The following is a 21,762-nucleotide window of genomic DNA, read 5'->3' as shown; positions in this document are numbered from 1 at the left end:
ATTTCGGATTGCCGGCCGCAGGCATTGAAATTGTGGCTCAATACCGAGAAGCTACGCGCTATTTTTCACCCGTCAACCTGCGTGTTGGCCTGGTGTAATGCAGATATTTAAGGAAGTTTTAAAGATATGACGGACATCAAACGTAAAGGCATCATCCTCGCTGGCGGCTCCGGGACGCGCTTGCACCCGCTGACCCTGGGTGTATCCAAGCAAATGTTGCCTATTTTCGACAAGCCGATGATTTTTTATCCGTTGTCGGTGTTGATGCTGGCTGGCATGCGCGAAATCTTGATCATTTCTACCCCTGAAGATTTGCCTTGCTTTAAAAAGCTCCTGGGAGACGGCAGCCAGTACGGCATCCAGCTCAGCTATGCCGAGCAACCCAGTCCGGACGGTTTGGCCCAGGCCTTCCTGATTGGCGAGGAGTTTATTGGTGACGATCCTTGCTGCCTGATCCTTGGCGACAATATTTTCTACGGTCAGCACTTTTCCGATAACTTGCGCTCCGCCATGTCCCAGACATCAGGTGCGACAGTCTTTGGTTATCACGTATCAGATCCTGAGCGTTTTGGTGTTGTTGAGTTCGATGCAACTGGTCGAGCATTGAGCATCGAAGAAAAACCGGCGAAACCGAAGTCCAACTATGCAGTTACAGGCTTGTACTTCTACGACAATCGAGTGGTGGACATTGCCAAGAGCATCAAGCCGTCGCCGCGTGGCGAGCTTGAAATCACTGACGTCAACCGCGCCTATCTGGATGACAAGTCATTAACCGTCGAGATGCTGGGCCGTGGTTTTGCCTGGTTGGACACAGGTACTCATGAGTCGCTCCTGGAAGCGAGTCATTTCGTCCATACCATTGAGCACCGCCAGGGGTTGAAAGTCGCCTGCCTTGAAGAAATTGCATTCCACAAAGGTTGGATCACCCCAGAGCAACTGGGTGCTCAGGCGGAAAAACTGAAAAAGACAGGCTATGGCCAGTACTTGCAGAAACTTCTGGAAGAGACCTCAAAGGTATGAAACTGATTCAGACTGCTATTCCTGACGTTGTAATCATTGAGCCAAAAATTTTTGGCGATGATCGCGGCTGGTTTATGGAAAGCTTTAACGAAGAACGGTTTCATACAGCACTTAAAGAGCTTGAGTTGCCTATTCCGCGAGCATTTGTCCAGGACAATCATTCCTGCTCGGCAAAGGGCGTTCTAAGGGGGCTGCACTTCCAGCGCGCACCGCATGCCCAGGGCAAGCTGGTGCGTGTGGTACGCGGTGCCGCTTTTGATGTGGCAGTGGATATTCGGCCTGAGTCCAGCACTTACCTGCAATGGGTCGGCGTGGAGCTAAACACCCAAAACAACTTGATGCTATGGATTCCTGAGGGTTTTGCCCACGGTTTTGTTGCTTTGGAAGATGACACGCACTTTTTGTATAAAACGACAGATTATTACGATAAAGACTCTGAAGGGGCGCTGCACTGGAGTGATGCAAGGCTTGGGATAAATTGGCCTGCTACCGGCGGCTTTAACGTTAGTGATAAAGATGACAAGGCTCCGACATCCGATAGCCTCTCGGAGAAGCAAGCATGAGTTTGATCAAGTTTCTGGACATCACCTCCAAAGGTGATGAGCGGGGCCAACTGGTTGCGCTGGAGTATGAAAATGATATTCCGTTTGAAATTAAACGTGTTTATTACCTCACTGAAACAAAAGAGGGTGTTCCAAGAGGGTTTCACGCGCACAAGGAACTGATGCAGGTAGCGGTGTGCGTGTCTGGGCGCTGCCTGATGAAACTTGATGATGGCGTGAACAAAGAGGAGGTTTGGCTGGACGCTCCTGACAAGGCTATTGTGATCGACCGTATGATCTGGCGAGAAATGCATCACTTCAGTCCAGACTGCGTACTGCTGGTGTTGGCAAGTGCCGTTTATGACGAGCGTGACTATATAAGGGATTATTCGGTGTTCAAGGGCTTGGCTCATCAATCCTGAAATATAGAGAAAACGCCGATTTTCTGTTGAGAACGACCGGCTAATTAATAAGATAGTTGAAGCGGACCCTGTCTCTGGTTCTGTCAAAGTAAACGAGTGCTTGGTAAATGATAAAGTTTCTTGATTTGAAGGCTGTAAATGACCTTTGTCGCGATGAGTTGGTAGCCGCCTGCACGCGTGTGGTTGATTCCGGTTGGTACATCGGTGGGAAAGAGCTCCAAACATTCGAGCATGAGTTTGCCCAATATTGCGGTGCTCAGCACTGTATTGGCGTTGCCAACGGACTGGACGCTCTGGTATTGGTCATTCGTGCTTGGAAAGAGCTGGGCCGCCTCAATGACGGAGATGAGGTTCTCGTTCCCTCCAATACCTACATCGCCAGTATCCTGGCCATTTCGGAAAACGGATTGGTTCCTGTATTGGTTGAGCCTGATCCGAAGACTTTTAATATTTGCCCGGAGAATGCAAAAGCTGCGATCACACCAAAAACCAGGATGATTCTACCGGTTCACCTTTATGGCAGATTGGCTGATATGCCAAAAATCATGGACCTAGCTCGTGCCCATGACTTACTGGTTCTGGAAGACTCGGCGCAAGCGCATGGCGCGATGATCGATGGGAAGAAGGCCGGTAGCTGGGGGCACGCTTCCGGATTCAGCTTCTATCCTGGAAAAAATCTCGGTGCATTGGGGGATGCCGGAGCTGTTACGACCAACGATGAAGTCTTAGCCAAGACTGTTCGTGCGCTGGGGAACTATGGTTCCCATGAAAAATATAAAAACGTCTATCGCGGCGTGAATAGCCGGCTTGATGAAATGCAGGCCGCATGTTTGTCAGTGAAGTTAAAGCACCTGGACAAGCAAACCGCTTATCGTCGCGAGATCGCTGAACTATATAGCACGTCGATCACCAACCCTGCGATCACGTTACCCGTAGATGCCGTATTCAAAGCATCAACTAACGAATGCCATGTATGGCATGTCTACACCGTACTCTGTGCTCAGCGGGATAGTCTTCAAGCCCACCTTTTGGCCAAAGGCATCCAGACGCTTATCCATTATCCGATCCCGCCTCATCTCCAGCAGGCGTATGCTGAACTGAAGGGTCAAGAGCTCCCGGTGTCGACACAGATACATGAGCAGATTCTGAGCTTGCCATTAGGGCCTACGCTGTCTGTAGAGGAGGCCCGCGTTGTAATAGAAGCCTGCAATAGCTTTAGACCGGATGCTGTATGAATCTTGTTCGGACCAGCCTGTTAAATGGCATTGCAGTTGCCATTAAAATGCTTACCTTGCTGGGTCTTAATAAAGTGCTGGCGATCTATGTCGGGCCTGCAGGATATGCCGCGATAGGGCAGTTTCAGAATGCGTTGCAGGTAATCACGATATTTACGGGTGGCGCGATTACCAATGGCGTAGTCAAATACACTGCGGAATATCATGAGCAGCCTGAGCAGCAGATAAAGTTATGGCGAACGGCAGGGTTTGTAGCGATTCTGGGAAGTCTGGTCGTTGCATTACTTGTCGCTTTATTTAATAAAGAGCTTGCCTCGCTATTTCTGAAGGATACCGCCCTGGGCGGTGTTTTTCTTTGGTTTTCCGCGGTCGTTGTATTTTTCTCGTTGAACATATTGTTGTTAGCGATATTGAACGGTCGAAAGGAAATCGTACTATATATCGTGGCTAACATCGCTGGTAGTTTCTTGTCATTTGGTGTGACGTTTTACTTGGCAACCAGTTTTGGTCTGTATGGAGCGCTGGTAGCGCTGGTAGTTTATCAATCTATCAGTTTTGTCGTAACATTATTGTTATGCCTGCGAACGCATTGGTTTAAGCTTTCCTTTCTGTTCGGGCGCCCGGATAAGCAGATTGCGAAAAAGTTATTCGCTTTTTTCTTGATGGCAGTTGTTTCTGCTGCATGTGCGCCGTTGGCCCAGATGCTGGTCAGGAATCATATAGGAACAGTTTACGGGTGGGAGATGGCTGGCTATTGGGAGGCTATGTGGCGTTTGAGCGCGGCGTATCTTCTATTGGTTACGACAACATTGAGCGTCTATTACCTACCCAAGCTTTCTGAGTTAAAAACGGCAACTGAAGTAAAAACAGAAATTCTACAGGGTTATAAACTGATTTTCCCTGTTGCCCTGTTAGCAGCCGCTGCAATGTACGTGCTTCGGGACTTTGTCGTAGCTTTGCTCTTTACCGCCGATTTCTACCCGGTCAGGATGTTTTTTGCCGGGCAAGTAGTGGGCGACTGCCTCAAAATATTTAGCTGGATAATGGCGTATGTCATGCTCAGTCGGGCTATGGTCAAGATCTTTATCACTACTGAAATTATATTTTGTGTTTCCTTGTATTTACTGACCATGGCGTTCACGCAATGGTGGGGGGTCGAAGCTGCTACTTGGGCTTATGCGGTAAATTATGCGGTTTACAGTCTGGTTATGTATGTTTTTGTGTATCTAAGGCTTGATGATTATTTTCATAAGAAGCTGGAACATCACGCTTGAAAAAACTACTTAAGGATTTTGAAATTGCCATTTGCGAGACGGCTGACCTGAATCAGGCGCTCGCACTGGCGTGTGCCTACGGCAACCTTCTCTGGTTTGCGGATGTAGGGATTCACGATGCGCCGCTTATCGAAGCGGACCTCATTGAGCGCTGTCTTTCGATGGCGGATACAGGTTCTGTGGCGGCGCTAAATGAGTGTGGGGAGGTTTTGCATGTTGTGAGCGAGCCCTTCATGACCGGTGGGCATACGAGGTTGATGGAAAAGCTTGCCTCCATGCATGCCGAACCTGCCGATCTGTTGATCTCACGCCAGGCTGCACCAGATGCCAAGGCCCACGTTTGTAGATTTTTTGATAAAACCAGAGTCGTTAGTGCTTCGTGTCCTGTCGATGCGCTGGCGGAGATGGTTGGTCTATTGTCGGGCTATAAAAAGGCCGTCCTGCATATCCATCCTGACGATATCCTGGTAGTCATCGCGTGTGGAGTAGCAAAACGCCTTTCCGGGCTTGAAGTGTTTTTTGTCAATCATGCGGACCACGTTTTCTCCTATGGGAGTTCGGTCGCGGACTATTACTTTGAGCTCAGCGGCCACGGCCGCCGTTTTGATTTAACGAAGTGTATTCAGGGGCGTAAGAGCTTCCTGGGTATCCCGCTGAACATGCCACGTGCGCAGATGGCTGGTGATTTCAAACCAACCACGCAGGCTGCGTTGCTTTTCATTTCTGCAGGCTCAGATATCAAGTACAAGCCCCGCAAAGGCTTTAGTATTTTCAAGTTAGTAGCACGTATTCTTGATGATTACCCCGCTTCCACATTCATGGTTATTGGTAGTGACGTTAAAAAAGCGTTCTGGTGGTGGCCATTAAAACTTCGATATGGCTCCAGGCTGAGTATCAGGGCACACCTTGATTTTCAGGAGTACAGTAAGTTGGTCGCTAAGGCGGACTTTTACGTTGATAGCCACCCTCTGCCAGGCGGGACTGCTTTCGCAGAGCAATTCGTCAAAGGGCAGCGGTGTGTCGGGCTGATCTCCCCGGTCCAGGGCTACTCCCCGGCGGACAGGCTCAAGCGAGCCGATATCAACGCTGTTATGGAATCTATAGCAGACTACAGATTCGACAAGGAAACTTTTTTTGCTATTGAGAAAGTTAATGCGTACGACTCGGTAAAGGAGCGCTATCTGAAGTGCCTGTACGATGGGCAGCTTTGCGCGAACCCACTGGATTCAGACGGTAATTGGGCAGGAGATACTGCTTTTTTTGAGGAGCAAAAAGGCTCTTTAAACTTGGATATCGCCTTGGATACTTTTTTATTGCTGTCCAGACTTGAGCGGAAACTGGCATGCCGCTTGTTCGCCGCGCTATCTATGGGGAAAAAATTAAAGCTGTTGGCGAAGATGATCTTGGCGAGGAAGTTTCGATGAATATTGTTTTCGTTGATCGAGCGTGGGTTTTCAATGACTAGTCGGATTGTAAGTTGGCTTTTGTTCTTTTATTGTCTGTCAACCGTGCTGGTGCCGATCTTTGTATTGAATAAATTGTTTTTCATACCGCTTTTTTTGATGGCGGTTTATGTTTTGTTGACTCGGCCACTGAGAACAATTGCGCCGATTATTGTGGTTTCGATTTTTTTATATGGTTTTCTTCTCGGGTTGGTAGGTGACACAGACACCGATTTTTCCCGGCAAATGCTATTGGGCGCGGTGTCGCTTTTTCTGATCTATTCCATCGCTGAATTCAGGGTGGATATGGGGTCAATTGTCAAATCTGTAGGTGCTATCTTCGCGCTTATTATGTGTATGTTTTCTTTTATATTGATGGTCGAGCCAGGGTCATTTCTGGCGGTGACACTGCTCGATTTTTATAATGCTAACGAGCTTGGATATTACGGTCTACGTAATTTTGGCGGGTTGGATATGTTTATGCTTCATCATCGCTCCTCTCCGTTTATGTTGCTTCCTTTATCTTTGTTTTTTATTGATTTTTTGAAGTCTAAAAGACTTCATTCGTTATTTTTTATGATTGTGATAATGGTCGCTATTGTCTCGTCAGCCTCTAGAGGGTTGATGGTGATGGGTATGATTTCGATGTTTGTCTTGTACTTTTATAACCAAAGTTGGGCTGTGCGCCTGTTGGTGTTAAGTGCTTTGGTTCCTGCGGTTTCTTTGGTTGTGGGATACTTGGTCGCGGAAACTAGCGTATTCAGCTCCGATGAAGCGTCTAACAGTATCAAGATTGGCCACTTTTTGTCGTTTCTGAATGTTGTGGATTGGAAAATGCTGGTGTTCGGTAATGGCCTTGGCTCATTTTTTTATACTGAAGGCTATCAAAGGCTGGTGTCGCAAACTGAAATTACCTGGATGGATTCAATCCGGTATGTTGGCCTTCCTTTATCGATTCTCTTGTTTAGTATTCTGCTTTTTCCTACTCGCAGGTATGTGCCAAGCGTGCAAGGCTCGTCCAGCCGCTTGATAATTTTTATGTATCTTATAATGTCTTTAAGTAATCCCGTTCTTTTTAATTCCTTCGGGTTCTTAGTGATATTGTGGTACTGGTCTGTCGTGTTAAAAAATCAAGAACCTTCGGCGTTGCATGCCGAGGTCAGGAGGTAAGTTGAATACTGTTGCAGCAATAGTCGTCGGTTATAATCCCGATATTAAGATACTTGATGAGCTGCTGACGTCCCTGGCAGCTCAGGTTGAGTTTCTGGTGTTGGTCGATAACGGCGGGAGCGAATCATTTCTGGCGCAGGAGCCTGAAGTGCGTGCGCGGGTCAACTATGTCTCGCTCAATGGCAACCAGGGGTTGGGCACCGCGCTCAATACCGGCTTTGCCATGGCGATTGAAGCGGGTATGCAATACGTCGTGACGTTCGACCAGGACAGTCATGCTGAACCCGATCTGATTGCGCGGTTGTATCAGGCGATGATGAGCGCCAAGGCAAAGGACGCCAGTTGTATTGCTGTTAGCCCGGCGTTTTTTGACCGTCGTGATGGAAAGAAAATCAATTTCCCTTTTTACAGTTCAATCGACGGCGCAATCAAGCCGGTTTTCAGCTCTGATGATGAGCACGGCTTGGTAAAAGCGGATGCGCTCATTACCTCGGGGATGTTTATCAGCACTCAGGCGTGGATCGAGGGTATTCGCTATGACGAAGGTATGTTCGTCGACTTTACGGATACGGAGTGGTGCTTTCGGGTCCGTGACCAGGGCTATACGTTGTATGGTTGCCTGAATGTGGAAATGGGCCATGCATTGTCTGATGCTCCTCCCGTCAAGATTTTTGGCTTGAGTTTTTTTAGATACTCCCCCGTGCGCCGTTATTTTTTCTTTCGTAATACCGTCGCTGTTTGCCGTATGCGCCATACGCCGACCTGTTGGAAAAAACGTCTGCTGTCTGCATTGGTACTGCGTTTTTTCGTTAATCTGCTGATTGACGACAATAAGCTCAAATCGCTGAGAATGATGATTCGCGGCGTAAGCCATGGCTGGCAGAAAAAGTTGGGCGGGGTGCGTTGAATGCTATTTTCAGGACGTAATTTTTCAAGGATTGTTTTTGGATCAAGTACTAAGGGTGGATTCTGATGCAGCCACGTATTCTGGTTCTGCTCGCTGCCTACAACGGTATGCGTTGGATGGCCGAACAAGTTGACTCGATCTTGGGGCAAGTGGGTGTATCCGTCTCGATTCTGATCAGTGTGGACAGCTCCAACGACGGTACCGAAGAATGGGTCGATCAACTGTGCCAGAGAGACTCAAGGGTCAAATCCCTGGCCCACGGTGAAAAATTTGGTGGTGCGGCACGAAACTTTTTCCGCCTGGTCAATGAAGCACCCACTGAAGACTTTGATTATTTTTCATTCGCCGACCAGGACGATATCTGGCTGCCAGACAAACTTGTCAGCGCCACGCAGCACATGAACGATACAGGGGCTGACGGCTACTCCGGCAATGTAACGGCATTCTGGCCTGATGGTCGTGAGTCGACCATTGTCAAATCGCAGCCTCAGGTTGCGTACGATCATTTGTTCGAGGCTGCCGGCCCTGGGTGCACTTACGTCTTTTCCCAGCGTCTGTTTGTTGAGCTTCAACAGCATATCAACAGTCGTTTTGTACAAGTACAGGGTGTGACGCTGCATGATTGGTATTGTTATGCCTATAGCCGTTCACACGGATTCAAGTGGGTGATCGATAGCCGGCCTTATATGCGCTATCGCCAGCATGGTGGTAACCAGGTCGGGGTGAATAGCGGCTCAAAGGCGTTCAAGAAACGCCTTTCCCAAGTGCTAGATGGTTGGTGGCTGAATCAGGCTGCACTGATCGCCGGCATGGTCGGTATGGCTGACGAACCTTTTGTCCGGCGCTGGATCGGGCTGGGGCGCCTGGACCTGCTGCGCTTGGCGACCAGTGCCGCGAAGTGCCGCAGACGCCCACGGGATAAGTTGGTATTCGCTGGTTTGTGTCTGGTGTTGGCGGTTTTGAGGCAAAAGAAATGAAAACCCAGTTATTGGTCACCGGCAGCAGCGGTTTTGTCGGCCGTCATCTGATTCAACAATTGCAGGGGAGCACTGATTATCAGGTGCGTGCCCTTGTCCGTCGTTTGCCGGATGCTTCTGCTTCAGATGTCGAGTACGTCGTGCTTGCCGATTTCTCGGCTGTGTCACCAGAGCACCCAGCTTTGCAGGGCGTAGATGTTGTTGTTCATCTCGCTTCACGCGTTCACGTCATGAACGACACCGAAACGGATCCTCTTGCGGCGTTTCGGCGGGTCAATGTCGGGCATACCCTTGCGTTGGCCCGTAGCGCAGCGTCCGCAGGAGCCAGGCGATTTGTGTTCGTCAGTTCGGTGAAAGTCAACGGCGAGCAAACCGCCCCGGGCCGACCTTTTCGCGAAACAGACCCGTCGGCGCCCGTTGATCCTTATGGTGTTTCCAAGATGGAGGCGGAGGAGGCGTTGAAAGCTCTTGCGCTTGAGACCGGGCTTGAAGTGGTGATAATCCGACCGGTACTTGTGTATGGACCGGGAGTCAAAGCCAACTTTGAAAGCATGATGAAATGGCTCGTGAAGCGCGTTCCTCTGCCATTTGGTGCCATACGCAACCAAAGAAGCCTCGTTGCGCTGGACAATCTCGTGAGCCTGATCTTGACCTGTACGACTCACCCGGCTGCGTCCAATGAGACCTTCTTGGCGAGCGACGGGGATGACGTGTCGACCAGTGAGCTGCTACGTAAACTTGCAAAAGCCCTGGGCGCCCCAGCCAGGTTGATACCGGTTCCACAGTGGGTACTGGTCTGGGGGGCGACCTTGTTAGGCAAAAAAGCGCTGTCCCAACGTCTTTGCGGCTCGCTGCAAGTCGATGTCACCAAGGCGCGCCAGGTGTTGGGTTGGCAGCCGCCACTTACACTCGAGCAAGGTCTTGCTGTTACTGCGCAACACTATGTCAGCGAGCGAACTGAATGAAGTACTGGTACATCTTTCCCATTGTCGCCTTGGTTTCCCTGGCGCTAACGGCGCTCTTGCGTCAATACGCGTTGCGCCGCAGCATCATTGATATTCCCAATGCCCGCAGTTCGCACACGGTCCCCACCCCTCGCGGTGGGGGAGTGGCGATTGTACTGACGTTTGCCTTTGCACTCGTGTGGCTGGCGGGTGCCCAGTTGATAACGGTTGCTGAGAGTGCTGCTCTGCTAGGTGCAGGGTTGTTGATCGCAATCATCGGCTTTATGGACGATCATGGTCATATCGCCGCTCGTTGGCGCTTGTTGGGGCATTTTGCCGCCGCGATCTGGATGTTGTCCTGGATGCAGGGACTACCGGCAATTTCAGCTTTTGGCGTTACGTTCGATCTTGGTTGGGTAGGCCATGTCCTGGCCGTGTTTTACCTGGTCTGGATGCTGAATCTCTACAACTTCATGGACGGTATTGACGGTCTTGCCAGTCTGCAGGCTATCTGTGCCTGTCTTGCGCTGACGCTTATTTACTTTTTGAGCGGGCAGCCGTCGATGATGTGGGCACCCTTGTTGTTGAGTGTGTCTGTGGCTGGCTTCCTGTATTGGAATTTCCCGCCGGCCCGTATTTTCATGGGCGACGCAGGTAGTGGGTTTCTGGGGATCATTCTGGGAGGTCTTTCTGTTCAGGCTGCCTGGGCCGGTAGTGAGTTTTTCTTCGCTTGGCTGATCATGCTGGGTGTCTTTATCGTGGATGCGACCTTTACTCTCATCCGACGGCTTGCCCGGGGCGATAAAGTCTATGAGGCCCATCGCAGCCATGCCTACCAATTTGCCAGCCGCCAATATGGCCGTCATCTGCCCGTCACACTTGCGGTTGCCGTTATCAATGTAGTTTGGCTGTTGCCGTTGGCATTGGCGGTGGCGCTTTTTGGGCTGGACGCAGGGGTGGGAACAGTTATTGCGTATCTTCCCCTAGTATTCCTGGCTGTCAAATATAGTGCAGGGCAGAGAGAGTAGCGCCGCTGGCCAAAGCGTCAATTTTCCTTGCTGCTAGGTGGGCTTGGATTCGGCACTGATATATGTAAATCACCGGCAGTTTTTTTCTACGGGCTTTACATTCTTAGTATCAAGGAGCTAAACCGTGGCAACATGCTTTTTACGCCGGATCAGAATAACTGTCGGAAGTCTCCAGCCGGGCGTTTTTTCAATTGTATGCAGTAAGGGGTAGTCGGGAATAACATGGATAAATTACGGGCATATTTGCTGAGCCTTCCTCGCAGACGCAAACGCATCCTCCAGGTCATTGCCGACATCGTGCTGGTCTGGCTCGCCCTCTGGATGGCATTTGTGGTTCGTCTGGGGATCGACGAGTTGGTCAACCCCGTCGTGTTGCATTCATGGCTGTTCATCAGCGCGCCAATCGTCTCGATCCCGCTGTTTATTCGTTTTGGCATGTATCGCGCCGTGATGCGGTACTTCGGTAACGATGCGCTTATCGCGATTATCAAGGCGGTCAGCCTGTCGGCGTTGATCTTGGGGGTTGTAGTCTATTGGTACAGCAACCACGAGAACGTCGTACCACGCTCTATCGTGTTCAACTACTGGTGGCTCAGCCTGATCATGATTGGTGGTTTGCGCCTGGCCATGCGCCAGTACTTTCTGGGGGATTGGTTTGCAGCAGCCCAGCATGTGCCGTTTACCAGTCGCGATGATGGCCTGACCAAGGTTGCGATCTACGGCGCAGGTGCTGCCGGCAATCAACTGGTGGCTGCGCTTCGCATGGGGCGGGTCATGCGTCCGGTGGCGTTTATCGATGACGACAGCAGTATTTCCGATCGCGTCATCTCCGGCCTCCAAGTGTTCAAGCCCAAGCACATTCAACAGATGATCGACACCACGGGGGCCCAGGAAATCCTGTTGGCCATTCCGTCGTCCAATCGTGCGCGGCGGCGCGAGATTCTCGGCCTGTTGGAAGGGTTCCCGCTGCACGTACGGAGTGTGCCGGGTTTCATGGATCTTGCCAGCGGCCGGGTGAAGGTCGATGACATTCAGGAAGTAGACATTGCCGACTTGCTCGGGCGGGATGCCGTGCCTGCCCAGGGCGATTTGCTGGAGCATTGCATCAAAGGTCAGAGCGTGCTCGTCACGGGGGCGGGTGGTTCGATTGGTTCAGAGCTTTGCCGCCAGATCCTGGCATTGCGTCCTACTACCTTGTTGCTGTTCGAGCACAGTGAATTCAACCTTTACAGCATTCTGTCCGAGCTTGAGCAGCGCATCACTCGTGAGTCGCTGCCTGTTCGCTTGCTACCGATCCTAGGCTCGGTACGCAACCAGGCAAAATTGCTCGACGTGATGAAGACCTGGCATGTTGATACGGTCTACCACGCGGCAGCCTACAAACATGTACCGATGGTTGAGCACAACATTGCCGAGGGTGTCCTTAACAATGTCATTGGTACATTGAATACCGCCCAGGCGGCGCTTCAGGCGGGGGTCTCCAACTTTGTGCTGATCTCCACGGACAAGGCTGTGCGCCCGACCAATGTCATGGGCAGTACCAAGCGTTTGGCCGAGTTGACGTTGCAGGCGTTGAGCCGTGAGTTGGCCCCGGTATTGTTTGGCGACAAGGCTAATGTTTCCCGCGTCAACAAGACCCGCTTCACCATGGTCCGCTTTGGCAATGTATTGGGCTCGTCTGGCTCGGTTATTCCGTTGTTTCACAAGCAGATCAAATCTGGTGGGCCGCTTACGGTCACTCACCCCAAGATCACGCGTTACTTCATGACTATTCCCGAAGCGGCCCAGTTGGTGATCCAGGCGGGCTCTATGGGGCAGGGCGGAGATGTGTTCGTGCTCGATATGGGCGAGCCGGTAAGAATCGTCGAGCTGGCAGAGAAGATGATTCACCTGTCCGGCCTGAGTGTTCGTTCGGATAAAAACCCACATGGTGACATCGCCATCGAGTTTACAGGGCTACGTCCCGGTGAAAAGCTCTACGAGGAGTTGCTGATTGGCGATAACGTCGTGGCGACCCAGCACCCGATGATCATGAGTGCCAACGAGGATCATCTGGATTGGGAGTTACTCAAAGGGAAGCTGACAGAGCTGCTCGCCGCGGTTGATGCGGACGACTACAGCCGGGTCCGTCAACTGCTACGCGATACGGTCAGTGGGTATGCTCCGGATGGCGAGATCGTGGACTGGATCTATCAGCAGCGTCGCCTCGAGCCTTAGAGCGCAAGGTGTGCGTCAATGTTGCCAGGCATAATGCCTGGCAAGTTGGTTTTATATTTTGCTCGATAGACGGACTCTGGTTTTATTAACTGCGTCTTTGGTGATTTCAAAAAGAAAATCGAGTTCGGTTTCACCTGTCTTGATTGCTCCCATTTTCTCATGAAATGAGATAACTCGATCATTACCTTTTCTAACATCAAAGTGTGATTTTTCAAATTCAAGACTTTCAAAGGCAAACTGATAAACTAGGAAAGCACTTTCCAGGGCTGCATATCTGGTTTTGTCTTCGTTGAGAATCCAACTGCCCCAACAAAATGAATTTTCTTTGAAATCATAAAGTCTGACCGTGCCGCAAGGTACGCCATCAAGGCGTTCAATGATGAAGTAATATTGAACGCCTTTCTGCTCATCGCCCTTGTATTTGTTGATCCACTCTCTTTGAGCTTCAACACTTGGGTTTACAGAAGAGAGGAACTGGTTGTAGTTGTTGTCGAGGCGCAGCTTCAGAACAAATCCAGCATCGCTCTCTTCAATGAGTCGTAGTCTTACCGTTTTTGATTCTAAGTTCATTTTTTTTCCATTTAACTGGTTTTGTTAATATATGGTGCATGTTTTTCACAGGCGCTGCGTCGAAGTTTTCATTCGGGCTGACGATGCTTGGGGCCGGATAGACATGATACGTCCCTATGTCTAAGTCGAAAAGTTCTATCTATAGTCCAATCTACAGAGTGCCGAAAACATCTGTCGCTTTTTGAGCGCTAAAGCCAGTGAAGCTACATCTTGCAATACCTCCATTTTTGACAGCCATCCCACATCACCTAAGTTTGAAAAGCAGCTTCGCAAAGCTGCTTTTCCCACTGATGTCATGGAGCGTCTCCAATGCGTAGATCGGTTTTTTCCTCCCTGTTTTTTGCCATTCTCACCAGCCTTTCCATCACGGCCATCGCCGCCCCATCGTCCAAACCCGAGGCGCCTGTACCGCTCGCGGCCCAGTTGAGTGCAAGCGAACAAGCAACCCCCAAGGTCAACCTCAATGCAGCAGACGCTGAAACCCTGCGCCGTGATCTGTTCGGCATTGGCGCCGCCAAGGCCAAGGCGATCATTGCTTATCGCGAGTCCAATGGATCGTTCACGGCGGTGGATGAGTTGCTGGAAGTGAAGGGAATTGGCAAGTCGCTGCTGGAGAAGAATCGCGACAGGCTGGAAGTTAAGTAATCAAGGCACGAGGCCGGTCATTGACCGGCCTTTTTTATGTCTGCAGAGGCTGTATTGACCCCGGTTTTCAGGCTTTCTCGCACCACGTCGAGAATGCGTGTCGCCAGTTCCGGGTTTTCGACGCTACGCGCCAGGACCAACGCGCCCACCAGTGTGGACATCATCACCAGGCTTTGCTCGTCTGCGTTGGGGTTGCCCAATGCGGTTTCGATTTGACTGAGACGGGCGCCGAGGACTGTATCGGTGGTGGGGCTCTGTTGCCCGCGCTGTCCCAGTTCCGAGGACATGGTGGGTAACGGACAGCCTTGGTCCGGGGAGGTGTGGTGCCACTCGGACAAGTAACTGTCGATGAAGGCTTCCAGCGGTCGTTCCTGGCTGAAGAGCATCGCACAATGTGCGTCCAGCTCGGCAGAGGCTGCTTGCAGGGCCTTTTCCACCAGTTCGTCCTTGGATTTGAAGTGGGCGTAGAACCCGCCATGGGTCAGGTTCAGGGCTTTCATCAGGGGTTGCAGACCGGTGGCGCCGATGCCATCGCGACGAAACCGGACCGACGCCTCTTTAATGATGCGCTGGTGGGTTTGAGCTTTGTGATTTTGCGAGTAGCGCATAAGAAGGCCCTCTGAAACATCAGGCCATATTAACCAAGGTTTGGCGGCGTTTCTCGGTGCGATTACAAATTTGCACTACTCTAAATCGATTCGCCTGGCGTGCTGCCAGTAGCGGTCAGCACGAGGCGTTTGTTTCAGCGATCCTGCGCATCCTTGGCGTCCGCCTGAGCATTGCGCTCGGCGACGCGTTTGCGTTGTTCGTCGGTCAGTTCCACTTTGTTGGCGCTGTCACGCAGCATCATCAAGCCACCGACGATCGAACCGATAGCGACCACCATGATCAACCAGGCATACCAGGGCATAGGGCTCTCCTTGAGGCCGACTGCCATGGGGAAAATTCCCCACGGCACTATCAGCTTTGAGTGACGGCATTCGTCAGTCGTTCCATTGTAGGCCCGTTCTGCCTCGCTGGTTTAGAGCCCGGTCAACATTGCATCTGCCGGCGCATCGGCGCGGTCTTGGGCGGTCAGTTGGAAGTAGATGAAACCTGCGGCCATGAACCCGAGGAAGATCAGGCCGATCAGGGTGTTGAACCACGCCATGGCCACCAGGCACACCAGCGCCAGGATCAGGGCGATGGCCGGCACGATAGGGTAGCCCGGCGCGCGGAAGGTGCGCTCCAGCAGCGGTTCGCTCTTACGCAGTTTGAACAGGCTGAGCATGCTCATGATGTACATGACGATGGCGCCGAACACGGCCATGGTGATCATCGCGGCGGTCAGGGTCATGCCGCCAAGGTTGATCAGGCCGTCGCTGTAGATTGCGGCGATGCCCACCACGCCGCCGGCGAGGATGGCCCGGTGGGGTGTCTGGAAGCGTGACAGTTTGGCCAGGGAGGAGGGCAGGTACCCGGCGCGGGCCAGGGCGAAGAACTGCCGCGAGTAGCCGAGGATGATGCCGTGGAAGCTGGCGACCAGGCCGAACAGGCCGATCCACACCAGCATATGCAGCCAGCCGGAGCTGTCGCCCACCACGGTTTTCATCGCCTGGGGCAGGGGGTCGTTGATGTTCGACAGGGTGCGCCAGTCGCCCACGCCGCCGGCAAAGAACATCACGCCCATGGCCAGGAACACCAGGGTCAGGATGCCGCTGATGTAAGCCCTGGGAATCGTGCGTTTCGGGTCCTTGGCTTCTTCGGCGGCCATGGCGGCGCCTTCGATGGCGAGGAAGAACCAGATGGCAAAGGGGATCGCCGCGAACATCCCGGCAACGGCCGGTGCGCCAAAGGTGTCGGCGCCCGCCCAGCCGTTGAGGGCGAAGTTGCTGAAGCTGAACGCCGGGGCGACCACGCCCATAAACACCAGCAGTTCGGCCACGGCCAGCACACACACCACCAATTCAAAGGTCGCAGCCAGTTTGACCCCGAGAATATTCAAGCCCATGAACACGAAGTAGGCCCCGACCGCTGCGTGTTTCGGGTCGAGTGCCGGGAATTGCACATTCAGGTAGGCGCCGATCGCCAGGGCAATCGCCGGGGGCGCGAAGACGAATTCGATCAAGGTGGCCAGCCCGGCAATCAACCCACCTTTCTCGCCGAACGCTCGGCGGCTGTAGGCAAACGGCCCGCCTGCGTGGGGAATCGCGGTGGTCAGTTCGGTGAAGCTGAAGATAAAGCAGGTGTACATGGCGGCGACCATCAATGACGTCACCAAAAAGCCCAGCGTCCCGGCCACGCCCCAGCCATAGCTCCAGCCGAAGTACTCGCCGGAGATCACCAGCCCGACGGCGATGCCCCACAGGTGCAAGGTGCCCAAGGTGGGCTTGAGTTGTGTGTTCATCGTGCTGCTCCCTGAACGGTTTGGAATGTTTCAGGACATTGCAGCGGCCATGCCAGCTTGGAAAAGGGCGTCGTAAAGGGCAGGAACTGTCGCCTGGGAGATAGTTTGTTGTTTGAGACTGTTATTTCGTGCACCAGGGTAGGGCGGTGGTGGATGTGCAGATGCTATCGCGGGCAAGCCCGCTCCCACATGGGCTCGGTGAACACGCTCAAGCGCAGGCGCCGGGCTTAGCCGCGATAGCCATCTCGCAGACCTAAGCCCAGCCCACTCTTTACGCCGTCTTTACGCCTCCACCACCCACTCGCCCTCGCTCCTTTACGCGCCTCCTGCGGACAATGCCCCATACGCGGCAGTCGCCGTTTGACGGAGAAACTTCCATGAGTGTTCTGGACGGGGTGTCACTGCTACTGGCCGTGGCGCTGTTCATTTATCTGCTGGTTGCGCTGTTGCGCGCGGACCGGGGCTAGGAGCGGCTATGCACAGTTATGACTATTGGCTGATCATCGCCTTCTTCGTCGTGGTGCTGGTTCCGGCGCCATTTCTGGGGCGGTTCTACTACAAGGTGATGGAAGGGCAGCGCACGTGGCTGACGCCGGTGTTCGGACCGGTGGAGCGCGTGTGTTATCGCGTGGCCGGGGTTGATGCGCAACAAGAGCAAAGTTGGCAGAAGTACACCCTGGCCCTGCTGGCCTTTAACCTGGCGGGCTTTTTGTTGTTGTTTGCAATCCTATTGTTCCAGGGTTACTTGCCGCTCAACCCGCAGCAATTGCCGGGTCAGGAGTGGACGCAGGCGTTCAACACCGCCGTCAGTTTCATGACCAACACCAACTGGCAGTCCTACAGCGGTGAAGCCACCCTCAGCTACCTGAGCCAGATGGTCGGCCTGACCGTGCAGAATTTTGTCAGTGCGGCCACTGGCCTTGCGGTGCTTGTCGCCCTTTGCCGTGGGATTGGTCGCAAGTCCGCCAGCACCCTGGGCAATTTCTGGGTGGATATGACTCGCGCCACCCTCTATGGCCTGCTGCCATTGTGCCTGGTGCTGGCGTTGTTTCTGGTCTGGCAGGGCGTGCCTCAAACCTTCGCCCACTATGTCGACGCCCTGACGATGCAAGGCGTCGATCAGGTGATCCCGCTCGGCCCGGCCGCCAGTCAGATTGCGATCAAGCAACTGGGGACCAACGGCGGCGGCTTCTTCGGGGTCAACTCGGCGCATCCGTTTGAAGACCCAACCGCCTGGGCCAACCTGTTTGAACTGGCGGCGATCATCATGATCCCGGTGGCGTTGGTGTTCACCTTTGGCCACTACGTCAAGGACCTGCGCCAGAGCCGCGCGATCCTCGGCTGCATGTTGGCGCTGTTCCTGATCGGTGGCTCGGTGTCGTTGTGGTCTGAGTACCAGCCCAACCCGACCCTGAACAACCCGGCCGTCGAGCAGGCTGCGCCGCTGGAAGGCAAGGAATCGCGCTTCGGTACCACCGGCACCGTGTTGTGGTCGGTGACCACCACGGCGGCGTCCAACGGTTCGGTCAACGGCATGCAGGACAGCCTCAACCCCCTGAGCGGGATGGTCGCGCTGGTCAATATGATGGTCGGCGAAGTGATCTTCGGTGGCGTCGGTGCCGGTATGTACGGGATGTTGCTCAACGTGCTGATCGCGGTATTCCTCGCCGGCTTGATGATCGGCCGCACCCCGGAATACCTCGGCAAGAAACTTCAGGCCCGGGAAGTGCAGTTGCTGGTGGTGACGCTGCTGGTGATGCCTGTCGGCGTACTGGTACTCGGCGCGATTGCCGCCAGCGTGCCGGCCACCGCCGCGACCATCAGCAACCCCGGCCCCCACGGCTTCAGCCAGTTGCTTTATGCCTACACCTCGGCCAGTGCCAACAACGGTTCGGCCTTCGGTGGCCTGGGCGCCAACACCCCGTTTCACAACCTGATGCTGGGCCTGGGCATGTTGATCGGCCGCTTTGGCTACATCCTCCCGGTCCTGGCCCTGGCCGGCAGCCTGGCGATGAAGAAAAGCGCACCGATTGGCCAAAACAGCTTCCCGACCCACGGCCCGTTGTTCGTGACGCTGCTGACCGTGACCATTTTGCTGGTGGGCGGCCTGACGTTCCTGCCGACGCTGGCACTGGGCCCTATTGCTGAACACCTGAGCATGGGCTTCTAAGGGGTATGAACATGAATATGCCTGTAAACAATACCGCTGCGGTCAAGACCCAGGAGTCGGCCAAGACCGCGATCTCGGCCCTGTGGCGCCCGGCGCTGATCCAGGCGTTCGTCAAGCTGGACCCGCGCCAGCTGAAGCGTTCGCCGGTGATGCTGGTGGTCGAGCTCACCGCGATCCTCACCACCGTGTTGTGCCTGGTGCCGGACAGCAGCGTGCCGACCTTTGTCGCGGTGCAGATCGCCCTGTGGCTGTGGTTCACCGTGCTGTTCGCCAACTTCGCCGAAGCCTTGGCCGAAGGCCGTGGCAAGGCCCGTGCCGATAGCCTCAAGGCTGGCAGCGAAGGCCTGAGTGCGCGGCGCCAGAAGGCCGATGGCAGCTTCACGGTAGTGCCTGCCACCAGCCTGCGCAAAGGCGATGTGGTGCGGGTCGCGGCCGGGGAAATGATCCCTGGCGACGGCGAAGTCATTGAAGGCATCGCGGCGGTCAACGAGGCGGCGATCACTGGTGAGTCCGCGCCGGTCATCCGCGAGTCCGGCGGCGACCGCTCGGCCGTCACCGGCAATACCCGGCTGGTCTCGGACTGGCTGCTGATTCGCATCACCGCCAACCCCGGTGAGTCGACGCTGGACCGCATGATCGCCCTGGTCGAAGGTGCCAAGCGCCAGAAAACCCCCAACGAAGTGGCGCTGGATATCCTGCTGATCGGCCTGACCCTGATCTTCCTTTTGGTCGTGGTGACCTTGCAGCCCTTCGCCCATTTCGCCAATGGCAGCCTGCCGCTGGTGTTTTTGGTGGCACTGCTGGTGACGTTGATTCCCACCACCATCGGCGGCCTGTTATCGGCCATCGGCATCGCCGGCATGGATCGCCTGGTGCGCCTCAATGTGATCGCCAAGTCCGGGCGCGCCGTGGAGGCGGCGGGGGACGTGCATGTGCTGCTGCTGGACAAGACCGGCACCATCACCTTCGGTAACCGTCGCTGTGCAGGCATTTATGCCGCGCCTGGCGTCAACGGCAAGGAACTGGCCGAAGGCGCGCTGCTGGCCTCGCTGGCCGACGATACGGCGGAAGGCAAATCCATCGTCGAATACCTGCGCGCCCTGCATCCGTACAACGAGCCCTCCGTGCAAGAGCTGACAGGCGTGCCATTTAGCGCCGAAACGCGCTTGTCTGGTGTGGACTATCAGGGCCGGGTCTACCGTAAAGGTGCGGTCGATTCGCTGCTGGCGTTTATCGGCCTGCAACGCCAAGACCTGTTGCCCGCGCTGTCCCGGGAAATCGACAAGATCGCCCAGAGCGGCGGCACCCCGTTGCTGGTGTGTGCCGACGGTAAATTGCTTGGCGCAATCCACCTCAAGGACGTGGTCAAGCCGGGTATCCGTGAGCGCTTTGCCGAGCTGCGCAAGCTGGGGATCCGCACGGTGATGGTGACCGGCGACAACCCATTGACCGCCGCCGCGATTGCCGCTGAAGCCGGCGTGGATGATGTGCTGGCAGAAGCCACGCCGGAGAAAAAACTGGCGCGCATCCGCCATGAGCAGAACGACGGGCGCCTGGTGGCCATGTGTGGCGACGGTGCCAACGACGCCCCGGCCCTGGCCCAGGCGGATGTGGGCATGGCCATGAATGACGGGACCCAGGCGGCCCGCGAGGCGGCGAACATGGTCGACCTCGACAGCGACCCGACCAAGCTGCTGGACGTGGTGCAGATCGGCAAGGAATTGCTGGTGACCCGGGGCGCGTTGACCACCTTTTCCATCGCCAACGACGTGGCCAAGTACTTCGCGATCCTGCCGGCGCTGTTTGCCTCGATTTACCCGCAACTGGGCGTGCTTAACGTGATGCACCTGAATAGCCCGCAGAGCGCGATCCTTTCGGCGATTGTGTTCAACGCGCTGATCATCGTGGTGCTGATCCCCCTGGCCCTGCGCGGTGTGCGGGTGCAGGCGGCGAGTGCGGCGGCGCTGCTGCGACGCAACCTGTTGATCTATGGCGTGGGCGGGCTTGTGGTGCCGTTCGCCGGGATCAAGGCGATCGACATGCTTTTGACCGCGCTGCACCTGGTCTGACCCAACCCTGTAGGAGCCGGCTTGCCGGCGATCCGCTTGACGCGGTGTAACTGACACACCGCTGTCGCCGGCAAGCCGGCTCCTACAGGTCACGAATCAATTGAGGAAGATGAAATGTCCAGCATGATCCGTCCGGCCTTGAGCCTGTTGGTATTGATGACCCTGATCACGGGCGTGGCCTATCCGTTGGTAGTGACCGGTGTCGCCCAGGTGGCCTTTCCCGATCAGGCCAATGGCAGCCTGGTGCGTGACGACCAAGGCAAGGTGCGCGGTTCCAGCCTGATTGCCCAGGAATTTACCGGCGAGCGCTGGTTCCACTCGCGGCCTTCGGCGGGTGCGTTTGCCACCGTGTCCAGCAGCGCCAGCAACCTCGGCCCGAGCAACCCGGCGCTGGCGACGCGGGTGTTTGACGACGCCGCGAAAATCCAGGGCCCCGGCCAGGGCCCGGTGCCCCTGGCGCTATTGACTACCTCCGGCAGCGGTCTTGATCCACACTTGCCACCGCAGGCGATTGCCTATCAACTGGCGCGGGTAGCGGCGGCACGCCAGCTGCCGGTGTCGACCCTGGAGCGCTTGATGGACGAGCATATCGAACAGCCGCTGGTGGGGCCGCCGGTGGTGAATGTACTGGCGCTGAATATGGCGCTGGAAAAGTTGTAGACCGTTGCGCCGCCATCGAGGGCTTGCCCTAGTGCCGATCAGTTAAGCGAACGCAATGCTCAAAGCAGTGAAGATCAAATGTGG

General features: G+C 54.5%; 21 protein-coding genes. 17 read left to right on the top strand and 4 right to left on the bottom strand.

What is annotated here, in order from left to right; genetic code table 11:
* The first annotated feature begins 126 nt into the window (after positions 1 to 126).
* The 12 genes from rfbA (at position 127) to AC19YY_RS15940 (ending at position 13,178) form a co-directional block, all read left to right on the top strand.
* Positions 127 to 1,020: a glucose-1-phosphate thymidylyltransferase RfbA gene (rfbA, locus tag AC19YY_RS15995; RefSeq protein ID WP_500604512.1), complete on the top strand. Its 894-nt coding sequence runs from the start codon at positions 127 to 129 to the stop codon at positions 1,018 to 1,020.
* On the top strand, positions 1,017 to 1,583 hold the full coding sequence (gene rfbC / locus AC19YY_RS15990; protein ID WP_170042783.1) for a dTDP-4-dehydrorhamnose 3,5-epimerase: 567 nt from the start codon (positions 1,017 to 1,019) through the stop codon (positions 1,581 to 1,583). The genes rfbA and rfbC overlap by 4 nt, the downstream gene beginning before the upstream one ends.
* A complete protein-coding gene (locus AC19YY_RS15985) occupies positions 1,580 to 1,984 on the top strand; it encodes a sugar 3,4-ketoisomerase (RefSeq protein ID WP_170042784.1) in 405 nt (134 codons plus the stop codon). The genes rfbC and AC19YY_RS15985 overlap by 4 nt, the downstream gene beginning before the upstream one ends.
* Positions 1,985 to 2,091: 107 nt before the next feature.
* Complete coding sequence (locus AC19YY_RS15980; protein WP_500604511.1) at positions 2,092 to 3,219, top strand: DegT/DnrJ/EryC1/StrS family aminotransferase; 1,128 nt, start codon at positions 2,092 to 2,094, stop codon at positions 3,217 to 3,219.
* The gene (locus AC19YY_RS15975) at positions 3,216 to 4,493 is read left to right on the top strand and encodes an O-antigen translocase (RefSeq protein ID WP_170042786.1); all 1,278 of its coding nucleotides are present in this window, start codon (positions 3,216 to 3,218) and stop codon (positions 4,491 to 4,493) included. The genes AC19YY_RS15980 and AC19YY_RS15975 overlap by 4 nt, the downstream gene beginning before the upstream one ends.
* Complete coding sequence (locus tag AC19YY_RS15970; protein WP_492633526.1) at positions 4,490 to 5,917, top strand: hypothetical protein; 1,428 nt, start codon at positions 4,490 to 4,492, stop codon at positions 5,915 to 5,917. Before AC19YY_RS15975 ends, AC19YY_RS15970 begins: the two co-directional genes overlap by 4 nt.
* Positions 5,918 to 6,001: 84 nt before the next feature.
* Positions 6,002 to 7,105 carry a hypothetical protein gene (locus AC19YY_RS15965; RefSeq protein WP_500604510.1) on the top strand — a complete coding sequence of 368 codons (1,104 nt, stop codon included), beginning with the start codon at positions 6,002 to 6,004 and terminating at the stop codon, positions 7,103 to 7,105.
* Between the two features lies 1 nt (position 7,106).
* On the top strand, positions 7,107 to 8,012 hold the full coding sequence (locus AC19YY_RS15960; protein ID WP_169952726.1) for a glycosyltransferase family 2 protein: 906 nt from the start codon (positions 7,107 to 7,109) through the stop codon (positions 8,010 to 8,012).
* Between the two features lie 65 nt (positions 8,013 to 8,077).
* Complete coding sequence (locus tag AC19YY_RS15955) at positions 8,078 to 8,989, top strand: glycosyltransferase (RefSeq protein ID WP_170042790.1); 912 nt, start codon at positions 8,078 to 8,080, stop codon at positions 8,987 to 8,989.
* Positions 8,986 to 9,954, top strand: coding sequence for a UDP-glucose 4-epimerase family protein (locus AC19YY_RS15950; RefSeq protein WP_492633524.1), 969 nt, complete (start codon positions 8,986 to 8,988; stop codon positions 9,952 to 9,954). Before AC19YY_RS15955 ends, AC19YY_RS15950 begins: the two co-directional genes overlap by 4 nt.
* Positions 9,951 to 10,961: an MraY family glycosyltransferase gene (locus AC19YY_RS15945; RefSeq protein WP_169952720.1), complete on the top strand. Its 1,011-nt coding sequence runs from the start codon at positions 9,951 to 9,953 to the stop codon at positions 10,959 to 10,961. Before AC19YY_RS15950 ends, AC19YY_RS15945 begins: the two co-directional genes overlap by 4 nt.
* Positions 10,962 to 11,183: 222 nt before the next feature.
* Complete coding sequence (locus AC19YY_RS15940; protein WP_169952718.1) at positions 11,184 to 13,178, top strand: polysaccharide biosynthesis protein; 1,995 nt, start codon at positions 11,184 to 11,186, stop codon at positions 13,176 to 13,178.
* Between the two features lie 51 nt (positions 13,179 to 13,229).
* Here AC19YY_RS15940 and AC19YY_RS15935 read toward each other — a convergent pair whose 3' ends face one another.
* Positions 13,230 to 13,748, bottom strand: a complete 519-nt coding sequence (locus tag AC19YY_RS15935; RefSeq protein WP_500604509.1) for a GNAT family N-acetyltransferase — start codon at positions 13,746 to 13,748, stop codon at positions 13,230 to 13,232.
* A 309-nt stretch (positions 13,749 to 14,057) separates the two neighbouring features.
* Between AC19YY_RS15935 and AC19YY_RS15930 the strand changes: the two genes are divergently transcribed.
* Positions 14,058 to 14,393, top strand: coding sequence for a ComEA family DNA-binding protein (locus AC19YY_RS15930; protein ID WP_170042796.1), 336 nt, complete (start codon positions 14,058 to 14,060; stop codon positions 14,391 to 14,393).
* A 17-nt stretch (positions 14,394 to 14,410) separates the two neighbouring features.
* Here AC19YY_RS15930 and AC19YY_RS15925 read toward each other — a convergent pair whose 3' ends face one another.
* The 3 genes from AC19YY_RS15925 to eat form a co-directional block, all read right to left on the bottom strand.
* Positions 14,411 to 15,001 carry a TetR/AcrR family transcriptional regulator gene (locus tag AC19YY_RS15925; protein ID WP_500604508.1) on the bottom strand — a complete coding sequence of 197 codons (591 nt, stop codon included), beginning with the start codon at positions 14,999 to 15,001 and terminating at the stop codon, positions 14,411 to 14,413.
* 134 nt (positions 15,002 to 15,135) lie between these two features.
* Positions 15,136 to 15,303, bottom strand: coding sequence for a DUF2897 family protein (locus AC19YY_RS15920; RefSeq protein ID WP_003172675.1), 168 nt, complete (start codon positions 15,301 to 15,303; stop codon positions 15,136 to 15,138).
* Positions 15,304 to 15,414: 111 nt separating this feature from the next.
* The gene (gene eat / locus AC19YY_RS15915) at positions 15,415 to 16,779 is read right to left on the bottom strand and encodes an ethanolamine permease (protein WP_172313989.1); all 1,365 of its coding nucleotides are present in this window, start codon (positions 16,777 to 16,779) and stop codon (positions 15,415 to 15,417) included.
* A gap of 377 nt (positions 16,780 to 17,156) precedes the next feature.
* Between eat and kdpF the strand changes: the two genes are divergently transcribed.
* The 4 genes from kdpF (at position 17,157) to kdpC (ending at position 21,678) form a co-directional block, all read left to right on the top strand.
* Positions 17,157 to 17,246 carry a K(+)-transporting ATPase subunit F gene (kdpF, locus tag AC19YY_RS15910; RefSeq protein ID WP_032863112.1) on the top strand — a complete coding sequence of 30 codons (90 nt, stop codon included), beginning with the start codon at positions 17,157 to 17,159 and terminating at the stop codon, positions 17,244 to 17,246.
* A gap of 8 nt (positions 17,247 to 17,254) precedes the next feature.
* A complete protein-coding gene (gene kdpA, locus AC19YY_RS15905) occupies positions 17,255 to 18,949 on the top strand; it encodes a potassium-transporting ATPase subunit KdpA (RefSeq protein ID WP_432754416.1) in 1,695 nt (564 codons plus the stop codon).
* A 5-nt stretch (positions 18,950 to 18,954) separates the two neighbouring features.
* A complete protein-coding gene (gene kdpB, locus AC19YY_RS15900; protein WP_500604507.1) occupies positions 18,955 to 21,018 on the top strand; it encodes a potassium-transporting ATPase subunit KdpB in 2,064 nt (687 codons plus the stop codon).
* A gap of 114 nt (positions 21,019 to 21,132) precedes the next feature.
* Positions 21,133 to 21,678, top strand: coding sequence for a potassium-transporting ATPase subunit KdpC (kdpC, locus tag AC19YY_RS15895; protein ID WP_170042799.1), 546 nt, complete (start codon positions 21,133 to 21,135; stop codon positions 21,676 to 21,678).
* Positions 21,679 to 21,762: the final 84 nt, after the last annotated feature.

It is taken from the genome of Pseudomonas sp. MF09156 (assembly GCF_059862305.1).
The sequence above is the reverse complement of the archived record's forward strand: the minus strand, read 5'-3'. Positions and strand labels throughout refer to the sequence as shown.

Excerpts from the sequence above, each read along its gene's own strand:
- rfbA (WP_500604512.1), top strand. The coding sequence starts at position 127 with ATGACGGACATCAAACGTAAAGGCATCATCCTCGCTGGCGGCTCCGGG.
- rfbC (WP_170042783.1), top strand. The coding sequence starts at position 1,017 with ATGAAACTGATTCAGACTGCTATTCCTGACGTTGTAATCATTGAGCCA.
- AC19YY_RS15985 (WP_170042784.1), top strand. The coding sequence starts at position 1,580 with ATGAGTTTGATCAAGTTTCTGGACATCACCTCCAAAGGTGATGAGCGG.
- AC19YY_RS15980 (WP_500604511.1), top strand. The coding sequence starts at position 2,092 with ATGATAAAGTTTCTTGATTTGAAGGCTGTAAATGACCTTTGTCGCGAT.
- AC19YY_RS15975 (WP_170042786.1), top strand. The coding sequence starts at position 3,216 with ATGAATCTTGTTCGGACCAGCCTGTTAAATGGCATTGCAGTTGCCATT.
- AC19YY_RS15955 (WP_170042790.1), top strand. The coding sequence starts at position 8,078 with ATGCAGCCACGTATTCTGGTTCTGCTCGCTGCCTACAACGGTATGCGT.
- AC19YY_RS15950 (WP_492633524.1), top strand. The coding sequence starts at position 8,986 with ATGAAAACCCAGTTATTGGTCACCGGCAGCAGCGGTTTTGTCGGCCGT.
- AC19YY_RS15945 (WP_169952720.1), top strand. The coding sequence starts at position 9,951 with ATGAAGTACTGGTACATCTTTCCCATTGTCGCCTTGGTTTCCCTGGCG.
- AC19YY_RS15940 (WP_169952718.1), top strand. The coding sequence starts at position 11,184 with ATGGATAAATTACGGGCATATTTGCTGAGCCTTCCTCGCAGACGCAAA.
- AC19YY_RS15935 (WP_500604509.1), bottom strand. The coding sequence starts at position 13,748 with ATGAACTTAGAATCAAAAACGGTAAGACTACGACTCATTGAAGAGAGC.
- AC19YY_RS15930 (WP_170042796.1), top strand. The coding sequence starts at position 14,058 with ATGCGTAGATCGGTTTTTTCCTCCCTGTTTTTTGCCATTCTCACCAGC.
- AC19YY_RS15925 (WP_500604508.1), bottom strand. The coding sequence starts at position 15,001 with ATGCGCTACTCGCAAAATCACAAAGCTCAAACCCACCAGCGCATCATT.
- AC19YY_RS15920 (WP_003172675.1), bottom strand. The coding sequence starts at position 15,303 with ATGCCCTGGTATGCCTGGTTGATCATGGTGGTCGCTATCGGTTCGATC.
- eat (WP_172313989.1), bottom strand. The coding sequence starts at position 16,779 with ATGAACACACAACTCAAGCCCACCTTGGGCACCTTGCACCTGTGGGGC.
- kdpF (WP_032863112.1), top strand. The coding sequence starts at position 17,157 with ATGAGTGTTCTGGACGGGGTGTCACTGCTACTGGCCGTGGCGCTGTTC.
- kdpA (WP_432754416.1), top strand. The coding sequence starts at position 17,255 with ATGCACAGTTATGACTATTGGCTGATCATCGCCTTCTTCGTCGTGGTG.
- kdpB (WP_500604507.1), top strand. The coding sequence starts at position 18,955 with ATGAACATGAATATGCCTGTAAACAATACCGCTGCGGTCAAGACCCAG.
- kdpC (WP_170042799.1), top strand. The coding sequence starts at position 21,133 with ATGTCCAGCATGATCCGTCCGGCCTTGAGCCTGTTGGTATTGATGACC.